Annotated in this window: 17 protein-coding genes and 1 tRNA gene; 11 read left to right on the top strand and 7 right to left on the bottom strand. The window is 72.8% G+C overall.

All coding sequences use genetic code 11. The annotated features are described in order from the left end of the window. Positions 1–120: 120 nt before the first annotated feature. Together rlmB and ABZ719_RS05640 are read left to right on the top strand one after the other, a co-directional pair. On the top strand, positions 121–1,062 hold the full coding sequence (gene rlmB, locus ABZ719_RS05645; RefSeq protein ID WP_366723931.1) for a 23S rRNA (guanosine(2251)-2'-O)-methyltransferase RlmB: 942 nt from the start codon (positions 121–123) through the stop codon (positions 1,060–1,062). 187 nt (positions 1,063–1,249) lie between these two features. Then, positions 1,250–3,043, top strand: coding sequence for a DoxX family protein (locus ABZ719_RS05640; RefSeq protein ID WP_366723930.1), 1,794 nt, complete (start codon positions 1,250–1,252; stop codon positions 3,041–3,043). Positions 3,044–3,342: 299 nt separating this feature from the next. Here the strand turns inward: ABZ719_RS05640 and ABZ719_RS05635 are convergent, their stop codons facing one another. The 3 genes from ABZ719_RS05635 to msiK all read right to left on the bottom strand — a co-directional run bounded on the left by ABZ719_RS05635 (position 3,343) and on the right by msiK (position 6,305). After that, positions 3,343–4,074, bottom strand: a complete 732-nt coding sequence (locus ABZ719_RS05635) for a nucleotidyltransferase family protein (RefSeq protein WP_366723929.1) — start codon at positions 4,072–4,074, stop codon at positions 3,343–3,345. A gap of 369 nt (positions 4,075–4,443) precedes the next feature. Next, a complete protein-coding gene (locus ABZ719_RS05630; protein ID WP_366723928.1) occupies positions 4,444–4,893 on the bottom strand; it encodes a hypothetical protein in 450 nt (149 codons plus the stop codon). Positions 4,894–5,168: 275 nt separating this feature from the next. Beyond that, complete coding sequence (msiK, locus tag ABZ719_RS05625; protein WP_037857073.1) at positions 5,169–6,305, bottom strand: diacetylchitobiose ABC transporter ATP-binding protein MsiK; 1,137 nt, start codon at positions 6,303–6,305, stop codon at positions 5,169–5,171. A 258-nt stretch (positions 6,306–6,563) separates the two neighbouring features. Here msiK and ABZ719_RS05620 point away from each other — a divergent pair. Continuing rightward, positions 6,564–6,637 (top strand) — tRNA-Thr (locus ABZ719_RS05620). A gap of 63 nt (positions 6,638–6,700) precedes the next feature. Here ABZ719_RS05620 and ABZ719_RS05615 read toward each other — a convergent pair. Further along, positions 6,701–8,344, bottom strand: coding sequence for an FAD-dependent monooxygenase (locus ABZ719_RS05615; RefSeq protein ID WP_366723927.1), 1,644 nt, complete (start codon positions 8,342–8,344; stop codon positions 6,701–6,703). Positions 8,345–8,618: 274 nt separating this feature from the next. Between ABZ719_RS05615 and ABZ719_RS05610 the strand changes: the two genes are divergently transcribed. The 7 genes from ABZ719_RS05610 to ABZ719_RS05580 all read left to right on the top strand — a co-directional run bounded on the left by ABZ719_RS05610 (position 8,619) and on the right by ABZ719_RS05580 (position 13,937). After that, positions 8,619–9,761, top strand: coding sequence for a SchA/CurD-like domain-containing protein (locus ABZ719_RS05610; protein WP_366723926.1), 1,143 nt, complete (start codon positions 8,619–8,621; stop codon positions 9,759–9,761). Positions 9,762–9,802: 41 nt separating this feature from the next. Further along, positions 9,803–10,255, top strand: a complete 453-nt coding sequence (locus ABZ719_RS05605; RefSeq protein ID WP_366723925.1) for a cupin domain-containing protein — start codon at positions 9,803–9,805, stop codon at positions 10,253–10,255. Next, positions 10,252–11,520, top strand: a complete 1,269-nt coding sequence (locus tag ABZ719_RS05600) for a beta-ketoacyl-[acyl-carrier-protein] synthase family protein (protein WP_037857064.1) — start codon at positions 10,252–10,254, stop codon at positions 11,518–11,520. Before ABZ719_RS05605 ends, ABZ719_RS05600 begins: the two co-directional genes overlap by 4 nt. Further along, a complete protein-coding gene (locus ABZ719_RS05595; protein ID WP_366723924.1) occupies positions 11,517–12,767 on the top strand; it encodes a ketosynthase chain-length factor in 1,251 nt (416 codons plus the stop codon). Before ABZ719_RS05600 ends, ABZ719_RS05595 begins: the two co-directional genes overlap by 4 nt. 66 nt (positions 12,768–12,833) lie before the next feature. Beyond that, positions 12,834–13,091, top strand: a complete 258-nt coding sequence (locus tag ABZ719_RS05590; RefSeq protein WP_037857059.1) for an acyl carrier protein — start codon at positions 12,834–12,836, stop codon at positions 13,089–13,091. A 1-nt stretch (position 13,092) separates the two neighbouring features. Next, entirely contained in the window at positions 13,093–13,578 is a 486-nt protein-coding gene (locus ABZ719_RS05585) for an SRPBCC family protein (RefSeq protein ID WP_366723923.1), read from the top strand. 26 nt (positions 13,579–13,604) lie between these two features. Continuing rightward, complete coding sequence (locus tag ABZ719_RS05580; protein ID WP_037857056.1) at positions 13,605–13,937, top strand: TcmI family type II polyketide cyclase; 333 nt, start codon at positions 13,605–13,607, stop codon at positions 13,935–13,937. A gap of 129 nt (positions 13,938–14,066) precedes the next feature. On the opposite strand, the gene ABZ719_RS05575 is transcribed toward ABZ719_RS05580, so the two are convergent. The 3 genes from ABZ719_RS05575 to ABZ719_RS05565 form a co-directional block, all read right to left on the bottom strand. Further along, entirely contained in the window at positions 14,067–15,095 is a 1,029-nt protein-coding gene (locus tag ABZ719_RS05575) for a methyltransferase (RefSeq protein ID WP_366723922.1), read from the bottom strand. 82 nt (positions 15,096–15,177) lie between these two features. Then, positions 15,178–16,236, bottom strand: a complete 1,059-nt coding sequence (locus tag ABZ719_RS05570) for a right-handed parallel beta-helix repeat-containing protein (protein ID WP_366723921.1) — start codon at positions 16,234–16,236, stop codon at positions 15,178–15,180. A 231-nt stretch (positions 16,237–16,467) separates the two neighbouring features. Beyond that, the gene (locus ABZ719_RS05565) at positions 16,468–17,376 is read right to left on the bottom strand and encodes an aminoglycoside phosphotransferase family protein (RefSeq protein ID WP_366723920.1); all 909 of its coding nucleotides are present in this window, start codon (positions 17,374–17,376) and stop codon (positions 16,468–16,470) included. Between the two features lie 22 nt (positions 17,377–17,398). Here ABZ719_RS05565 and ABZ719_RS05560 point away from each other — a divergent pair, with 22 nt between their 5' ends. Beyond that, positions 17,399–18,064: a rhomboid-like protein gene (locus ABZ719_RS05560; RefSeq protein ID WP_366723919.1), complete on the top strand. Its 666-nt coding sequence runs from the start codon at positions 17,399–17,401 to the stop codon at positions 18,062–18,064.

Below are 18,064 nucleotides of genomic sequence, written 5' to 3'. Positions count from 1 at the left end.
GGCGGCACACTGCATAGACGTACCGCACAGACGTACTTCTCGTGGAAGTACCTTCATAGACGCAGGAGACGTACGCGGCAGGCGTACGCCGACGCTCCCGACAGAACAGACAGGTAGGTCATGGCCGCTAACAACCGCCGCATGTCCGGCAAGAAGGGCGCGCAGGTCGGCAGCGGCGGCAAGCGGCGCCGCGGCCTGGAGGGCAAGGGCCCCACGCCCCCCGCCGAGATGCGCAAGGGACACGCCAAGCAGCGCGCCGCCCAGGCGAAGGTGCGCCGCACCCAGGGCCGTCCGCCGCAGCGCCGCGGCGCCGGCCGCTCGGCCTCCGAGATGGTCGTCGGCCGCAACCCGGTCGTCGAGGCGCTGCGCGGGGGCGTGCCCGCCACCACGCTCTACGTCCAGCAGTTCATCGACAACGACGAGCGGGTGCGCGAGGCGCTCCAGCTCGCCGCCGAGCGCGGTGGCATCAACCTCATGGAGGCGCCGCGCCCCGAGCTGGACCGCATGACCAACGGCCTCAACCACCAGGGCCTCGTCCTCCAGGTCCCGCCGTACGAGTACGCGCACCCCGAGGACCTGGCCGACGCCGCCGCCGACGCGGGCGAGGACCCGCTGATCGTCGCGCTCGACGGGGTCACCGACCCGCGCAACCTCGGTGCCGTCGTGCGTTCCGTCTCCGCCTTCGGCGGCCACGGCGTGGTCGTCCCCGAGCGGCGTGCGGCGGGCATGACCGCCGGTGCCTGGAAGACGTCCGCGGGGACGGCCGCCCGTACGCCGGTCGCCCGCGCCACCAACCTGACGCGCGCCCTGGAGTCGTACCAGAAGGCGGGCATCACGGTCGTCGGCCTGGCCGCGGACGGCGAGGTCGAGGTGGGGGAGCTGGAGGCCCTGGAAGGGCCGGTCGTCATCGTCGTCGGCAGCGAGGGCAAGGGCCTGTCCCGGCTCGTCGGGGAGACCTGCGACTTCCGGGTGCGGATCCCGATGCCCGGCGGGGCGGAGTCGCTGAACGCCGGTGTCGCGGCCGGGATCGTCCTCTACGAGGCGGCGCGCAGGCGCGGCTGACCGCAGTGCCCGGCCGGGCGGCAGCGCCCGGCCGGGGCCCGCACCCCCGGCTCGCCCCGCAAAGTTCCGAACGGGTGTTCGCGCGTACACCCGGCCGGGTAAATCCCCCCATCCGGTGCATGTTTGACGCGGCCCGGACAGATCCGGCGGGTCAAGGCAGTGTCCTAACTCCCCATCACTCGGTTAGATGAGTGTGGACACCAGAACACCCCGCACACCCACGGGGGACCGCTCGTCGGGATACGACGACGCTCCCGCGCTGAGCATGGTGAAGGTGCCGAGCGATCCGGCGCAGGTCATCGTCACTCACGCGAGCTTCCGCGTGCAGTTGGGCGCCGCCTCGCGGCGCACCCTGTCCCCGCGGGTCGCCCGGCACCCGAGCGTCACCGACCCCACCGTCCGCGTCCCCGCCGCCGGCACCGCGGGCCGGGCCGGGGCCGCCCACCGCCGGCCGCTCGTCTGGAGCGGCCGGTCCGCCCCCGACGACACCGGCGCCCACCGCCTCCTCCAGGCCGTCCGCAGCGGCAGCGTGCGCCACACCGAGGAGCCGTCCGGCGACGCCGGAGCGACCCAGGTCATCCCGCGCGTCGACGCCGCCCCGGGGTACCGCCCGGTCGGCTACGACGACCTCGACCGGACCGTCGAGACCCCCGTCGTCGGCGCCCAGCGCGGCCCGGAGCCCGGCGAGACCCGGCTGCTGCCGCAGATGCGCACCGCGGGCAGCGCCTACGAGGAGTCCGCGTACGGCGATCCGGGGTACGGCGGCCACCCGCCCTACGGCCACCCCCGGCCGGCCCACGGCGACGGCGGCTACGCCTACGACGACCCCGACGGCCACGCCTACGACGACGACCCGGACGTCCGCGAGGCCACCGCCCCCGGCGCCCGGCGCCGCAGGGGCAGGCGGCACGGCGACGACCCGGCCCGCCACGCCTACTACCCGGGCCGCCGGATGAACCTCGGCGTCGTCCTCCTCCCGCTGCGCATCTTCCTCGGCTTCATCTCCATCTACGCCGGCATGGGCAAGCTGTGCGACCCGCTCTACTTCGACGGCGGCAAGCGCGGCTCCATGGTCAAGTGGCTCACCGCACTGCATCCCTGGGAAGTGGCCGAACCGCTGCGCCAGTTCGCCCTCCAGCACCCGGTCGGCTCCGGTCTCGTCATCGCCTTCCTCCAGGTCATCGTCGGTGTCCTGACGGTCCTGGGCTGCTGGCAGCGGGTCGCGGCGGTGGTCGGCGGACTGCTGTCGGCCGCGCTCATCGTCACCGTCAGCTGGCGCACCGTCCCGGTCTACGACGCCCCGGACATCATCTACCTCGCCGCCTGGTCCCCGCTGGTCATCGCCGGCGCCCCCGTCTACTCCGTCGACGGCCGGCTCGCGGCCTCCGCCTGGCGGCGGCTCGGGCCCCGCTCCGACATCTGGGACCTGCGCCGGTACGTGCTGCGGCGCGGCGCGCTGCTCACCGTCGTCGTCACCGGACTCACCCTGCTCATCGGCTCGCTGCTCGGCGGGGCGGTGCGCGGCGCCGGCAACGTGGTCGTGCCGGGCCCCGGCGAGGCCCCGCGCAACCAGCTGCCCGGCTCTCCGCTCCCGCAGCGGTCCGGCACCGGCACGGGCACGGATCCCGCGCACCGCGGGTCCCCGTCGGCCTCCACCTCGCCCAGCCACCCCGGCACGGCCGGCGGCCCGACCGGCGGCCCCGCCACCGCGCCGGGCGCCACCCGTGACAGCGGTTCGGCCACGGGCGGGTCGCCCAGCCAGACCCAGGGCACCGGCGGCCGGGTCCCGCCGCGCCACTCCGCCCCGGCCCAGCACGCGCCCAGCACCAGCTCGGGACCGGCCTCCGGCGGCTCCGCCACCGGCGGTACGGGCTCGGGCGGCGGATCGGGCGGCTCCGGCGGCGACACCCAGCCCTCCGGCTCCGCCGGCGGCAGCTCCTCCACCGGCCAGCCGGGCCTGGTGGGCGGCCTGCTGGGCTGAGCGCTTCTGACAGAAGCGGGCCCCGGCGTCCGGCACGCGCCGCCGCCCTGTTGCCGGAAGGTCCTGGCAGCTCCGCCGCGAGGACCTTCCGGCGCCCTGCGGTCGCCCGCACCGGGCACCGCCCGCTGATCGGACCCCACGTCCGTCCGCAGCTCTGAATCCTGGGCAGCGGCCCCTCGCCTTCGCGCGGAGGGGCCGCACCACAACAGGACCCGGCCGCGCGGAAGGGCCCCGCACCCGGCACGATCCGTGCACGGTGCGGGGCCTTGGCCGTCTTCGGGACGTCACCCGGGCCGGCGTCACCTGCGCGGCGCGGAAAGCTCCTTGGCGGCCTCCGTGAGGTCCTTGGCGGTGTCGATGGCACGCCAGTAGGCGCCCTGCGGGATCGGGAAGCCGGCCAGCCGCCGCTCGCGGGCCAGCCGGGGGAACGTGGTGCGCTCGTGGTCGCCGCGCTCCGGGAGCAGGGAGGCGAACTCGGGCGAGAAGACGTAGACGCCCGCGTTGATCTCGAAGGTCGACGGGGGCGCCTCGATGAAGTCCGTGATGTGACCGAATCCGTCCGTCTGCACGGCGCCCCACGGGATGCGCGGCCGGGCCAGCGCGAGCGTCGCGACCGCGTCCCGCTCGGTGTGGAAGTCCGCCATGTCGCGCAGCGAGAAGCGGGTCCAGATGTCGCCGTTGGTGGCGTACCAGGAGCGCTCGGGGTGGGGGAGGTGCGCGGCGGCGAACTTGAGGCCGCCGCCCCGGCCGAGGGGTTCCGACTCCACGACCGTGGTCACCTTGACGGGCAACTGCGCCGACTTCAGCCACTCCTGCAGCACTTCGGCGAGGTGGCCGCAGGAGACCACCACGTCGGTGACGCCCTCCTCGGCGAGCCAGGCGAGCTGGTGACCGATGATCGGGGTGCCCGTACCGGGGATCTCGACCATCGGCTTGGGCCGGTCGTCGGTGTAGGGGCGCAGCCGGGAGCCCTGGCCACCGGCCAGCACGACGGCTTGTGTGGGGCGGGACGCCGCATTCGGATGGGTCATGCCCGAACTGTACGTGGCACCCCGGCGGGGACCGCGAGGCTGCCCCGGCGGGGGCGGGAGTCCTCCCGGACGGCTCACGGGAGGCTCCGCGCCGGGTGGGCGGGAGGCGGGCGCGGAACGCGCGCGGAGCGTGCGGGAGGCTCCGCGTACGGCCTGAGCGGGGCTGCGCGGGAGGCGCCTGAGCCGCGTCCGCGCGCGGCCTGAGCCGTGTCCGCGTGGGCCACGGCCGGCGTCCGCCCGGGAGGGGGCTGAGCGGAGCCCGGCCCCCGGTCCGGGAACCCGGATCTCGGCCTCGGGCCTCAGCCCGGGACCTCAGATGTCGGTCCAGGAGCCCGGGCCCGGGCCCTCCACCCTCACGGGCCGGTGCGCTCAGCTGTGGGCGGCGAGGACCCCGGAGGCGTAGGAGGTGTCGCAGACCGGCCGGGCGTAGGACTGGGCGCGGGCGGGGCCGTAGAGGCGGACCGCGGCGCGGCCGAGGGTGCGGGCGATCGAGGCGCAGTGCCCGGCCAGCGAGGGGCGTTCGTCGACCGCCTCCTGGAGGTGGGTGAGCGCGACGCCCGGGTCCTTCTCCTGCAGCTCCGTCAGCAGGTGGTCCCGGAGCACGTCCTGCGGGGCCCGGGGGTGGGCCGCCGTGCCGGGCGCGGACAGGTCGGACGCGGTGAGCACCGAGTTCGAGGGGTTCCCCGACCAGTTGACTCGGGTGACCGCGAGGGTCCCGGAGAGCACCAGGACGACGGGCAGGACGAGGGCGAGGGAGCGGCCGATCCGGCGGGCGGGGCCCCGGCCGCGTCGCGTGGGTTGCGTGGTGGAGTGCTTCACGCGAGTGAGGGTAGCGCCCGGTGATGATTTGGCGACATTTAGTCACCTGTTCGGGGGACGGTGTGCTGCCCTTCTCCGGGTGGTGTGTTGACGCACACTGCTCGAAACGTCCCCTGCGTCCGGGTGACGCGCGGAGGGGGCGGAGACGGCGAGAAGGGCCCCGCGGCAGTTCGCGGGGCCCTTCTCGTCAACTCGGGTGAATCTCCCGGGTCATTCCCGGGGTTTCAGCCGTAAGGCGTCAGTGCGCCGGTGCGTCTCGCACCGGGTGCGGTGCCTCAGTCCGTCAGACGGTCGCCGGTCGAGGTGGAGAACACGTGGGTCTCGCCCGGCCGCGGCACGACGTGCACGGTGGCGCCCTTCTCCGGGACCGAACGGCTGCTGACGCGGACGACGAGGTCCTTCTGCTCGCCGCCGACCTCGACGGTGCCGTAGATGTACCCGTCCGCGCCGGTCTCCTCGACCACGTTGACGGAGACGGCGAGACCGGCCGGGGCGTCGGCGCTGTCCTTGGTCAGGGCGGCCGCGGCGCCGCCGTTGTGCTCGACCACGTCGAAGTGCTCGGGGCGCACGCCCACGGTGACCGTACGGTCGCCCTTGTCGGCGGCGGCCTTGAGCGCGTCCCGGTTGACGGGCACGACGCTGTTGCCGAACTTCACACCGCCGTCGGTGATCGGCACCTCGACCAGGTTCATGGCGGGCGAGCCGATGAAGCCGGCGACGAAGAGGTTGGCGGGCTTGTCGTACATGTTGCGCGGCGAGTCGACCTGCTGGAGCAGACCGTCCTTGAGGACCGCGACCCGGTCGCCCATCGTCATGGCCTCGACCTGGTCGTGGGTGACGTAGACGGTGGTGATGCCGAGGCGGCGCTGCAGGGAGGCGATCTGCGTACGGGTGGACACACGCAGCTTGGCGTCCAGGTTGGACAGCGGCTCGTCCATGAGGAACACCTGCGGTTCACGCACGATCGCGCGGCCCATGGCGACACGCTGGCGCTGACCACCGGAGAGCGCCTTCGGCTTGCGGTCCAGGTACTCGCTCAGGTCGAGGATCTTCGCGGCCTCCTCGACCTTCTGCCGGATCTCCGCCTTGTTGACACCGGCGATCTTGAGCGCGAAGCCCATGTTGTCGGCGACCGTCATGTGCGGGTAGAGGGCGTAGTTCTGGAACACCATGGCGATGTCCCGGTCCTTCGGCGGCAGGTGGGTGACGTCACGGTCACCGATGCGGATGGCACCGCCGTTGACGTCCTCGAGCCCCGCGAGCATGCGCAGCGAGGTGGACTTGCCGCAGCCGGACGGGCCGACCAGGACGAGGAACTCGCCGTCCGCGATGTCGATCTCCAGAGCGTCGACGGCGGGCTTCTCGGAACCCGGGTAGATCCGGGTCGCCTTGTCGAACTGCACAGTGGCCATGGTGAATGGGCCCCCTTCTACCGGCAGGAACGTGCCGGACGATCCGAGTAGGAAGGCGGTTGCCACGACGGATGCCCCGGGGAGTGCCCCGCCGGATGGTCCGTCCTGGTGCTCGCGTGGTCCACAAGAGTGAACTGGCACAGGACGGTACCTGGCGTTCACCTGCTCTGTCAGTAGGTGGAGGGGTGTGAACTTCGCGGAAATTTTCGACGGGGCGCGGCGGCGACCTGGGTACACTGCACGGGCACGACCCAGCACGCCTCCTTAGCTCAGCTGGCCAGAGCAACGCACTTGTAATGCGTAGGTCGTCGGTTCGAATCCGACAGGGGGCTCGCGAAAGGCCAGGTCAGACTCTGTCTGACCTGGCCTTTTCGGTGTGGGGGGAGCGGTGGGGGTCAGGTGGTCCGCAGCAGGGCCGCGAGGACCTCCCGGAGCACTCCCTCCGGGTCCGGCACGGCGCCGGGGGCGCGCCAGGCGACGAAACCGTCGGGGCGGACGAGGACGGCCCCGTCGGCGGTGGTGCCGTGCGTGCCGGCCCAGTCGCAGGGCGGGGAGTCCGGGCCGCTCTGCTCGGCGTAGGTGAGGTCGGCGCCGAAGCGGTAGGAGTTCAGGGGGATCCCGGACTGCGCGATGCGCTCGGCCGCCGTGTGCCAGTCCGTGCCGGACCCGGCGTCGCTGAGCAGCACAAGGGTGCGTTCGTACAGGTCGAGGGTGGAGACGCGGGTGCCGGAGCGGTGCACCCACAGATGGGGTGCGCGGGTGCCGGGTTCGCCGGTCAGGCGCATCGTGTCGGGGACGGGGTCCTGGCCGGGGTCGGCGCCGACGACGGCGCCGTCGGGGTAGCGGTAGCCGAGGACGACGTTGAGGATGCCGCCGCGCTTTCCGCCGCCGATGCCGGGTGCGGGCGCGAAGCCGGGGTGGCTGTGTTCGACGGAGCGGGCGGAGGCGCGGGCGCTGGTGGCGGTGGCGACGGGCCGGCGTTCGCTGTCGTAGGTGTCCAGCAGACCGGGCCCGGCCCAGCCCTGCAGGACGGCGGCGAGTTTCCAGGCCAGGTTGTGCGCGTCCTGGATGCCGGTGTTGGAGCCGAAGGCGCCGGTGGGGGACATCTCGTGGGCCGAGTCGCCGGCGAGGAAGACGCGTCCGGTGCCGTAGTGCTCGGCGACGCGTTCGGCGGCGCGCCAGGAGGCCTTGCCGGTGATCTCGACGTCGAGGTCGGGGACGCCGACGGCGCGGCGGATGTGCCGCTGGAGGCGTTCCTCGGTGAACTCGTCGAGGGTCTCGCCCTGCTCGGGGTGCCACGGCGCGTGGAAGACCCAGTGCTCCTTGTTGTCGACGGGCAGCAGGGCGCCGTCCGCGTCGGGGTCGGTGAGGTAGCAGCAGATGAAGCGGCGCTCGCCCACGACGTCGGCGAGGAGTTTGGAGCGGAAGGTGACGCTGACGTTGGCGAAGAGGTCGCCGGGCCCCGACTGGCCGATGCCCAGGTGGCGGCGGACGGGGCTGCGGGGGCCGTCGGCGGCGACGAGGTAGTCGGCGCGGACGGTGTACCGCTCGTCGGTGGCGCGGTCGCGGACGGTGGCGGTGACGCCGTCGGCGTCCTGCTCGAAGGTCTCCATCTCGTGGGAGTAGCGCAGGTCGCCGCCGAGGGCGCGGGCGCCTTCCAGGAGGACGGGTTCGAGGTCGTTCTGGCTGCACAGGCACCAGCCGGTGGGGCTGAACCTCGCCATGCCGCCGCCCGGGTCGATGTGCTTGAAGAGCCATTCGCCGGCGTCGCCGACGAGGGTGGGGGTCTGGAGGATGCCGTGGTTGCCGGCGAGGAGCGCCGCCGCGTCCTTGATGGCGTCCTCGATGCCGGCCACGCGGAACAGCTCCATGGTGCGCACGTTGTTGCCGCGGCCGCGGGGGTGGATGGAGGTGCCGGAGTGCCGCTCGACGAGCAGGTGCGGCACGCCGAGGCGGCCCAGGAACAGCGAGGTGGACAGGCCCACCAGGGAGCCGCCGACGATGAGGACGGGTACCCGGTGGTCGGCTTCTTGGTGCATCGATGCCTCCTGGGCGGTGTGCGGTGTGGGGGCGCGCGGGGCGCGGGCGGGTCGGTGTCCGTCGGTGTCTCCATGCCCGGAGCGGAGCCGGTCCGCGTGCGTTCGCGGGGGCAATCACCCGTGTGATCACCCGCGTGGTTCATACGAGTCGCGCACTGATCGCGGGCGGCTCAGGATCGAGATCAGGCTGACGTCGTGTCATGCGTGGCAGGCCGTCAGTTCCGCGCACTCCCCGAAAGCCCGTCACCGAGTCCCGTCAAGGAGACGTACGCAGATGACCGCCATCTCTGAGCGTGTTTCAGAACCCACCGAGCAGCAGGCCTCGAAACGTGTCTCCCAGTCCGTGTTCGACGGCTCCCGGCTCCGGGTCGTCCTGCTGGTGGACGTCTACGACGGCGCCCAGCAGCAGTTCCTGGAGGCGTACGAGGAGATGGGCAAGCAGGTCTCGTCCGTTCCCGGGCACGTCAGCGACCAGCTGTGCCAGTCGATCGAGAACCCTTCCCAGTGGCTGATCACGAGCGAGTGGGAGAGCGCGCCGCCGTTCCTCGCGTGGGTGAACAGCGAGGAGCACGTGCGGATGGTGCAGCCGATGCACAGCTGCATCCGGGACACCCGGTCGCTGCGTTTCCACATCGTCCGGGAGACCGGCGGGGAGGCGGCCCGCGCGGTGTCGGGCGAGCGGCAGCTGCAGACGTCGCCGCGGATCGGTGACGGTGTGATCCGGCACGCGCTGACGTTCACGGTGAAGCCGGGCAGTGAGAAGAAGGTCGCCGAGCTGCTGGCGAACTACGAGTCGCCGCAGGCGCGGGTGGACGACACGACCCGGCTGTGCCGTACGTCGCTGTTCATGCACGGCAACCGCGTGGTGCGCGCCATCGAGGTGCGCGGTGACCTGCTGGCGGCGCTCCGGCACGTGGCGCGGCAGCCGGAGATCCGGGCGGTGGAGGAGGCCATCAACCCGTACCTGGAGCAGGAGCGGGACTTCGCCGACCAGGAGTCGGTGCGGGTGTTCTTCACCCGGGCGGCGCTGCCGGCCGTGCACCACGTGACGAGCGGCCAGGACGACGAGCGGGCGCAGCGGCACGCGCTGTACTACCCGGCGCGGCCGGGCATGGGCATGCGGCTGGCGGAGCTGCTGGCCCAGCACGACGAGCGGGCGGCGGACGACCCGGCCAGCCCGGTGCTGCGCAGCACGGTCTTCGAGCGGGACGACGTGGTCGTACGCCTGATCGACGTGCGGGACGGTCTGGACGCGGACCCGGCCTCGGCGCTGGGGCTGGCGGACTCCGCGCAGGTGTCGGAGCTGACGACGCTGCTCGACGAGGGCGCGGCGAAGAAGGACGGCGACCTGGCGCGGCTGCTCGACCTCGCCCGGATGGACCTCGTCACCGACCGCCGGTCCGCGCCGGACGCCTGACGTTTCCCTTCAGCCGACGTACACACCACCGGAGGAACGACGTGATCAAAGCCAGGCCCAAGATCGTTGATCTCAGCGACACCGAGCCCAACACCAAGCGCGGAGGCGATCTGCGCGCCATGCTCACCCCGGCCACGGTGGGCTCCACCAGCGGTTTCATGGGGGTGGCCATCGTGCAGCCCGGTGACCGCATCGGGGAGCACTACCACCCGTACTCCGAGGAGTTCGTGTACGTCGTCTGCGGCGACCTGGAGGTGGACCTGGACGGTGAGCCGCACCCGCTCAGGCCCGAGCAGGGGCTGATGATCCCGGCCTACATGCGCCACCGTTTCCGCAACGTGGGCAAGGTGGAGGCGCGGATCGTCTTCCACCTCGGACCGCTGGCGCCGCGCCCGCAGCTCGGGCACGTGGACACCGAGGGCACGGAGGCGGTGCCGGCCGGGGCCGGGGAGCCGGTGGCGGTGCCGGCCGACGCGGCCGAGGTCCGCTCATGACCAGGCGGGTGGCGGTCACCGGCATAGGCATCGTGGCGCCGGGCGGGATCGGCGCGCCGGCGTTCTGGGACCTGCTGGCCAACGGGCGGACGGCGACCCGGGGCATCACGTTCTTCGACCCGTCCGGCCTGCGGTCGCAGATCGCCGCGGAGTGCGACTTCGACCCGGTGGCCGCGGGGCTGTCCGAGGACCAGGTGGCGCGCTGCGACCGCTACATCCAGTTCGCGCTCGCCGCCGGGCAGGAGGCCGTACGGGACTCCGGACTCGACTTCGCCGCGGAGAACCCGTGGCGGGTCGGGGTCTCGCTGGGCACCGCGGTGGGCGGCACCACCCGGCTGGAGAGCGACTACGTCCTGGTCAGCCATGGCGGTGAGCGCTGGGACGTGGACCACGAGCGGGCGCAGCCGTATCTGGAGCGGGCGTTCACGCCGAGCACGCTGGCCTCGACGGTGGCGGAGCGGTTCGGGGCGCGCGGGCCGGTGCAGACCGTCTCGACGGGCTGCACCTCCGGCCTCGACGCGGTCGGGTACGCGCTGCACACCGTGGAGGAGGGCCGGGCCGACATCTGCATAGCCGGTGCGTCGGACTCGCCGATATCGCCGATCACGATGGCGTGCTTCGACGCGATCAAGGCCACGTCGCCGAACAACGACGACCCGGCGCACGCCTCACGGCCCTTCGACAACGACCGTGACGGGTTCGTCATGGGCGAGGGCGGCGCGGTGCTGGTCCTGGAGGAGCTGGAGCACGCCCGGGCGCGCGGTGCGCACGTGTACTGCGAGCTGAGCGGTTACGCGACGTTCGGCAACGCCTACCACATGACGGGTCTGACCAGTGAGGGCCTGGAGATGGCGCGGGCCATCGAGACGGCGCTGGACCACGCCCGGCTGGACGCCACCGCGATCGGCTACGTGAACGCGCACGGGTCCGGCACCCGGCAGAACGACCGGCACGAGACGGCCGCGGTGAAGCGGGCGCTGGGCCACCACGCCTACGACACGCCGATGAGTTCCATCAAGTCGATGGTGGGTCACTCGCTGGGCGCGATCGGGGCGATCGAGGTGGTGGCCTGCGTGCTGGCGCTGGCCCACCAGGTGGTCCCGCCGACGGCGAACTACACGACCCCGGACCCCGAGTGCGACCTGGACTACGTCCCGCGGGTCGCCCGGGAACGGAAGCTGGACAGCGTGCTCTCCGTGGGCAGCGGGTTCGGCGGTTTCCAGTCCGCGGTGATCCTGACCCGGCAGAGGGAGAGGACGCTATGAGCGCACCCGCGAAGCGGCGGGCGGCCGTCACCGGCATCGGTGTCGTGGCGCCCAACGGAAACAGCACCGAGACCTTCTGGAAGTCCACGCAGGAGGGTGTGAGCGTCCTCGACCGGGTCACGCGCGAGGGCTGTGAGCGGCTGCCGCTGAAGGTGGCGGGCGAGGTGCGGTCCTTCGATCCGTCGGAGACGGTCGAGGAGCGCTACCTCGTGCAGACCGACCGGTTCACGCACTTCGCGATGGCGGCGGCCGACGCGGCGCTGGAGGACGCCCGGCTGGGCCGGGCCGACACGGACGAGGCGCCGTTCTCGGCGGGCGTGGTGACGGCGGCCGGGTCGGGCGGTGGCGAGTTCGGCCAGCGGGAGCTGCAGAAGCTGTGGGGCAAGGGCAGGCGGTACGTCGGCCCGTGGCAGTCGATCGCCTGGTTCTACGCGGCCAGCACGGGCCAGATCTCCATCCGGCGCGGGTTCAAGGGGCCGTGCTCGGTGGTGGCCGCCGACGAGGCCGGCGGCCTGGACGCCCTCGCGCACGCGGCGCGTGCCGTGCGGCGCGGTACGGACGTGATCGTGGCCGGCTCGACGGAGGCGCCGCTGGCCCCGTACTCGGTGGTGTGCCAGCTCGGCTACCGCGAACTGAGCCCGGTGACCGATCCGGAGCGGGCGTACCGGCCGTTCACCGAGGCGGCGTGCGGGTTCGTGCCCGCCGAGGGCGGCGCGATGCTCGTCGTGGAGGCGGCCCAGTCGGCCCGGGAGCGGGGCGTGCCGGTACGGGCGACCGTGGCCGGGCACGCGGCCACCTTCACGGGCGCCTCCCGCTGGGAGCTGTCCCGGCAGGGGCTGGCGGAGGCGATCCGCGCGGCCCTGGTGGACGCGGACTGCGCCCCGGAGGAGGTCGACGTGGTCTTCGCGGACGCGCTCGGTGTGCCCGAGGCGGACCGGGCGGAGGCGCTGGCGATCGCCGACGCGCTCGGCGCGCACGGACGGCGGGTGCCGGTGACGGCGCCCAAGACCGGTACCGGACGGGCGTACTGCGCGGCCCCGGTGCTGGACGCGGCGGCGGCGGTGCTCTCGATGGAGCACGGTCTGATCCCGCCCACCCCCAATGTCTTCGACATCTGCCATGACCTCGATCTGGTGACCGGCCGCGCGCGGGCCGCGCAGGTGCGCACGGCACTGGTCCTGGGCCGGGGGCTCATGGGCTCGAACTCGGCGCTGGTGCTGCGGCACGGCACCGCCGACGCCCCCTAGGCCCTGACGTCAGGGTCTGGTGGCGCCGGGAGCTTCACGCCGGGAGCAACAAGGAGAGGAACCCGCATGAGTGACCGAATCACCGTGGAAGAACTGTCCGAACTCATGAAGAAGGCCGCCGGCATCACCGTCAGCCCCGAGGAACTGACGGACCGGGCCGACACCGGCTTCGACGAGCTCGGCATCGACTCGCTCGGCCTGCTCGGCATCGTGGGCGAACTGGAGAACCGGCACGGCATGCCGATGCCGGCCGACGCGGAGCGCTGCAAGACGCCCCGGAAGTTCCTCGACCTCGTCAACAGCACCCTTCTGGCAGGAGCCTGAGATGGCGGGACACACGCAGAACGAGATCACCATCGCCGCACCGGTGGACCTGGTGTGGGAGATGACCAACGACGTGGAGAAGTGGCCGCAGCTGTTCAGCGAGTACGCCTCCGCGGAGATCCTGAAGCAGGAGGGCGCCAAGTGCACCTTCCGGCTGACCATGCACCCCGACGAGAACGGCACCGTGTGGAGCTGGGTCTCCGAGCGTGAGCCGGACCGGGCCACGCTCACCGTGCGGGCGCGCCGCGTGGAGACCGGGCCGTTCGCCCACATGGACATCCACTGGGCCTACGAGGAGGTCCCGGGCGGCACCCGGATGGTGTGGACCCAGGACTTCGCGATGAAGCCGGAGGCGCCGGTCGACGACGACTGGATGACCGACAACATCAACAAGAACTCCAAGGTCCAGATGGCGCTCATCCGGGACAAGGTCGAGCAGGCCGCGGCGGCCGGGCGGCGGCCCGAGCCGGCCCTGAGCACCGACTGAGCCGGAGCGGACGACAGGAGCGGAACATGCACCAGGCCCTGATCGTGGCCCGGATGGCCCCGGGCTCGGCCCCGGACATCGCCAAGATCTTCGAGGAGTCCGACCGGGGGGAGCTGCCGCACCTCGTGGGCGTCACCCGGCGCAGCCTCTTCCAGTTCGGCGATGTGTACATGCACCTCGTCGAGGCCGACCGGGACCCGGGCCCGGCCATCGCCAAGGTGGCGGGACACCCCGAGTTCCGGGACATCAGCGAGCGGCTGTCGTCGTACGTGAGCGCGTACGACCCCGAGACGTGGCGTTCGCCGAAGGACGCGATGGCGCGGCGCTTCTACCTCTGGGAGCGCGACGGCCGCGGCTGACGCGGCCGGGACGGCACCAGGAGTGTCGTACGGGAGGCCGTACGGGACGTCGTGCGACGGACGGACAACGGCCGCCGAGCCCGCGAGGTCGCGGGCCCGGCGGCCGTCGTCGCAGGGGTGCCGGGTGGGTCAGGCGGGAACGGTGCAGTCGAAGGCGTGCAGGTAGGGGTTGACCGGGCTGATGTCGTCGATGACCAGGCCGGCCGCCTCCAGACGGGTCACCATGGACCGCGTGGTGTGCTTGGCGCCGCCGACGTTGAGCAGCAGCAGCAGGTCCATGGCGGTGCTGAACCGCATCGAGGGCGTGTCGTCGACGAGGTTCTCGATGACGACGACCCGTGCCTTGGCGCCGCCGGCCTGCATGACGTTGCGCAGGCAGCGGGCGGTGGAGTCGTCGTCCCACTCCAGGATGTTCTTGATGATGTACACGTCGGCGTGGACCGGGACGGCCTCGCGGCAGTCGCCGGGCACGATGCTCACGCGGTCCGCGAGCGCCCCGCCCTCGCGCAGCCGCGGGTCGGCGTTGTCGACGACGCGCGGCAGGTCCATCAGGGTGCCGTGCATCCGCGGGTACTTCTCCAGCAGGCTGGCCACCACATGGCCCTGGCCGCCGCCGATGTCGGCGACCGAGGCGGCGCCGGACAGGTCGAGGAGTTCGGCGACGTCGCGGGCGGACTGCTTGCTGGAGGTCGTCATGGCCCGGTTGAAGACGTCCGCCGACTCGGGGGCGTCCTCGTTGAGGTAGACGAAGAACTCCTTGCCGTACAGGTCCTCGACGACGTTGCGGCCGGTGCGCACGGCCTCGTCGAGCTTCGGCCAGGCGTCCCAGGTCCACGGTTCGGTGCACCACAGGGAGATGTTGCGCAGGCTGCCCGGGTCGTCCTCGCGCAGCAGCCGGGACATGTCGGTGTGCGCGAAGGTGCCGTCGGGGCGCTCTTCGAAGACGCCGTAGCAGGCCAGGGCCCGCAGCAGGCGGCCCAGCGGCTTGGGTTCGGTCTTCACCGCGGCGGCGAGGTCCTCGGCGGTCAGGGGGGTCTCGCCGAGTGCGTCGGCGACGCCGAGGCGGGCCGCGGCCCGCAGGGCGGCGGCACATGCCGCCCCGAACACGAGCTCCCTGAGCCGCATGGACGGCGGTGGGGCGGTCTGAGCGGTCGTCATGTGCCGCCTTCCTTCCATCGGGGGTGTGCTGGTGGCGCTGGTGGCGTTGGTGGTGCGGTGGTGCGGACCGGAGTGCGGCGGGTCAGCACAGGCCCGCGGGCCTGGAGGCCCGGCAGGAGTTGCGCTCGAAGGTGTTGCCGCGCTTGGTGCTCTCCTGGTTGACCAGGTCGGCGGGTGCGTTGCCGGTCACCGAGTTGCCGGTGATCCGGTTGTCGTCGTTGGTGGCACCGACGAAGCTCTTGAACAGGACGATGCCGCCGGACAGCGGGGACGTGCCCGAGTTCCCGGTGACCAGGTTCCCGGTGACCACGCTCTTCTCGGCGCCGGTCAGGACGATGCCGGAGCCCTGGAGGAAGGGCAGCCGCTCGGTCTTGGCGCAGTACTTGTTGTTCCGCTGGACGCGGTTGTCGCGCACGGTCAGCGCGCCGGCCTTCGGCTTGTTCTCGTCGCCGACGACGAAGACGCCCGCGCAGTTGCCGGTGACCTCGTTGGCGGCGACGGTGAGGTTGCGCAGCCGGCGGACGGTGACCCCGATCCGGTTGCCCGCCAGCAGGTTGTGCGCGACCAGCGTCTCCTTGGAGTCGGCGGCGCCCTGCTCGGCGGTGATGGTGTTGGCGAGGAAGATGCCCGCGTCGCCGTTGTCCCGGGCGATGTCGCGCTCGTAGGTGCTGTGCTCGGAGCGTTCCTCGGCGAAGCCCCAGACGCCGTTCCTGTCGGAGGTCACCTGCCGGACGGTCAGTCCGTCGGCGCCCACGGAGACCAGGCCGGCGCGGGAGTAGCCGGTCAGGATCAGGTGGGAGACGGTGACACCCATGAGGCGCTTGGACTTGGTGCCCGCCACGCAGATGCCGTTGCCGCGCTTGCCGCAGTCGTCCGTGGCCTTCGTGGCCGGCTTCAGGACGGTGGAGCGGCCGGTGCCGCGCAGGGTCAGGCCGGGCGTCGTGATCTTGACGCTCTGGTGGTAGGTGCCGGGCATCACCAGCACGGTGTCGCCGGGATGCGCGGCGTCCACCGCCTTCTGGATCGATTCCCCGGGGTGGACCAGGTGCGTCGTCGGCACCGAGACCGGCGCGGCGGCGGCCACGCCGGAGCCGACGAGTGCCGCGGCGCATACCAGCAGGGAGATGTGGCGTTTCGTCATATTCTGTACGCTATGACCTGATGACCCGCTGGACTGCCCGATGGGCCGACCGGCGGCGTGTCCCACCCGTGCGGCGGCGCCCCGCACCCGCGTACCCGCCCCGCACGGCGCCCGCTCCAGGTGACGCACGGCCTCGCTCGGACCGGCGTCCGCCAGGCAGGTCTCAGGTGCGCCCGTCCGTCCCGGGGCCCGGCCCGGGGGTGCGGTGCGACCGGTTCTGCGGCGCCCGTCTCAGACGCGCAGCGCCCGGCCGATCTCCAGTTGCACGGGGTCCAGGGGCCGGCCGTCCTCGATCTCCCACAGGCAGTTCTGGAGCACCCGCCCGAGCGTCCAGGCGCGCGCCCGCTCCCTGTCCAGGCCGAGCCGCGCGGTCAGCGCGTCGAAGCGCCACAGGGTCTCGGCGGGGTCGTAGCGGTTGCCGAGTGCGGGCATCAGGTCGAAGCCGGGGTCGCCGGCGAGCGGCTTGGGGTCGATGGCGAGCCAGGGCTCGCGGTCGGCGGCGAGCACGTTGTCGTAGTGCAGGTCCCAGTGCAGCAGCCGGTCACCGGGCGCGCCGGCGACCTCGCGCACGGCCGCCGCGCAGTCGGCGAGCAGTCGCCGGTCGCCGGCGTCCGGCACGCGCGGCAGCGCCCGCGGCGCCCGCTCCAGCAGCGCCCGCGCGATGTCACCCAGCCGCCGCACGCCCGCCGGGGCGGCCACGGAGGTGAGCCGCGCCAGGAGCGAGCCGATCACCTCGACGGCCGCGCGGCTGTCCGGCAGTGCCGACAGCATCCGGGATTCGTCCAGTCGTTCGAGGAGGAGGGTGCAGGTGGGTGCGTCGTGCTCCAGCAGCCGTACGGCCCCGTCGCCGTCCCAGGCGCGCAGCGCGGCCGGCTCGCCCGCGCTCTCCTCGTCCAGCGGCTGGAGCTTGAGCACGGCCGGCGTCCCTGCCCCGGGCTCCGGCGGGCAGCCGGCGGTCCCGGCCCGTACCACCGGAAGGACCAGCGCGCACACCCCGTGCATCGGCGGGCCGTCCAGGCGCAGGTCCCAGTGCGCGAGGAAGCGGTCCGCCCGCTCGGGCAGCCCGGCGACGAAGGCCCGGCCCGCCGCGCCGTTGAACTTCTCCTGCGCAGCGGCCAGCTCGGCGGGCACCTCGATCACGGGGCCGACCATACTGGCCGGTGTGAGCGGGGTCATCCGGTTTCGGCGCGGGCTCGGGGCGGTGGCGGCGTACGTGCGCGCCGCCCCCGGGACGTACGTCTGGCTGCTGGTCCTGTTCGTCACCACCGTCGCCCTGCACCGCATGTCGCCGGATTTCGAGGAGGACTTCCTGCGGCAGCGGTCGACGAACATCCACGAGCTGTCGGACAGCCCGGTGCGGGTGCTGTTCGCCAGCGCGATGTGGATCCCGAGCGGGCGCTGGCTGCCCTACGCCGCCCTCTACTCGCTCTTCCACGCGCAGGCCGAGCGCTGGCTGGGCACCCTGCGCTGGCTGCTGGTGTGCGTGGCCGCGCACGTGCTGGCCACGCTGATCAGCGAGGGCGCGCTGCTGTGGGCGATCGGCCGTCATGTGGCGCCGCCGTCCGCGGTCGACACGCTGGACGTCGGGGTCAGTTACGCGCTGGCCGGGGTGGCCGGCGTGCTGACCTACCGGATCCGCAGACCCTGGCGGTATCCGTACGCCGCCGCCGTGCTCGTCTTCTTCGGGGTGCCGCTGCTGGCCGGGCGCACCTTCACCGATCTCGGGCATTTCACCGCCGTGCTGATCGGTCTGGGGTGCCGGCCGCTGGCCGAGGGGGCCGGAAAAGCACGGAATCCGAAGGAGACACCGGCGCGCACCAGGCGTTAA

The organism is Streptomyces sp. NPDC006743 (genome assembly GCF_040703815.1).
GTDB lineage: Bacteria > Actinomycetota > Actinomycetes > Streptomycetales > Streptomycetaceae > Streptomyces.
The sequence above is the reverse complement of the archived record's forward strand: the minus strand, read 5'-3'. Positions and strand labels throughout refer to the sequence as shown.

Coding starts and splice junctions, on each gene's coding strand:
- ABZ719_RS05610 (WP_366723926.1), top strand. CDS start 8,619: ATGACCGCCATCTCTGAGCGTGTTTCAGAACCCACCGAGCAGCAGGCC.
- msiK (WP_037857073.1), bottom strand. CDS start 6,305: ATGGCCACTGTGCAGTTCGACAAGGCGACCCGGATCTACCCGGGTTCC.
- ABZ719_RS05575 (WP_366723922.1), bottom strand. CDS start 15,095: ATGACGACCGCTCAGACCGCCCCACCGCCGTCCATGCGGCTCAGGGAG.
- ABZ719_RS05585 (WP_366723923.1), top strand. CDS start 13,093: ATGGCGGGACACACGCAGAACGAGATCACCATCGCCGCACCGGTGGAC.
- ABZ719_RS05600 (WP_037857064.1), top strand. CDS start 10,252: ATGACCAGGCGGGTGGCGGTCACCGGCATAGGCATCGTGGCGCCGGGC.
- ABZ719_RS05580 (WP_037857056.1), top strand. CDS start 13,605: ATGCACCAGGCCCTGATCGTGGCCCGGATGGCCCCGGGCTCGGCCCCG.
- ABZ719_RS05595 (WP_366723924.1), top strand. CDS start 11,517: ATGAGCGCACCCGCGAAGCGGCGGGCGGCCGTCACCGGCATCGGTGTC.
- ABZ719_RS05640 (WP_366723930.1), top strand. CDS start 1,250: ATGAGTGTGGACACCAGAACACCCCGCACACCCACGGGGGACCGCTCG.
- ABZ719_RS05635 (WP_366723929.1), bottom strand. CDS start 4,074: ATGACCCATCCGAATGCGGCGTCCCGCCCCACACAAGCCGTCGTGCTG.
- rlmB (WP_366723931.1), top strand. CDS start 121: ATGGCCGCTAACAACCGCCGCATGTCCGGCAAGAAGGGCGCGCAGGTC.
- ABZ719_RS05570 (WP_366723921.1), bottom strand. CDS start 16,236: ATGACGAAACGCCACATCTCCCTGCTGGTATGCGCCGCGGCACTCGTC.
- ABZ719_RS05615 (WP_366723927.1), bottom strand. CDS start 8,344: ATGCACCAAGAAGCCGACCACCGGGTACCCGTCCTCATCGTCGGCGGC.
- ABZ719_RS05590 (WP_037857059.1), top strand. CDS start 12,834: ATGAGTGACCGAATCACCGTGGAAGAACTGTCCGAACTCATGAAGAAG.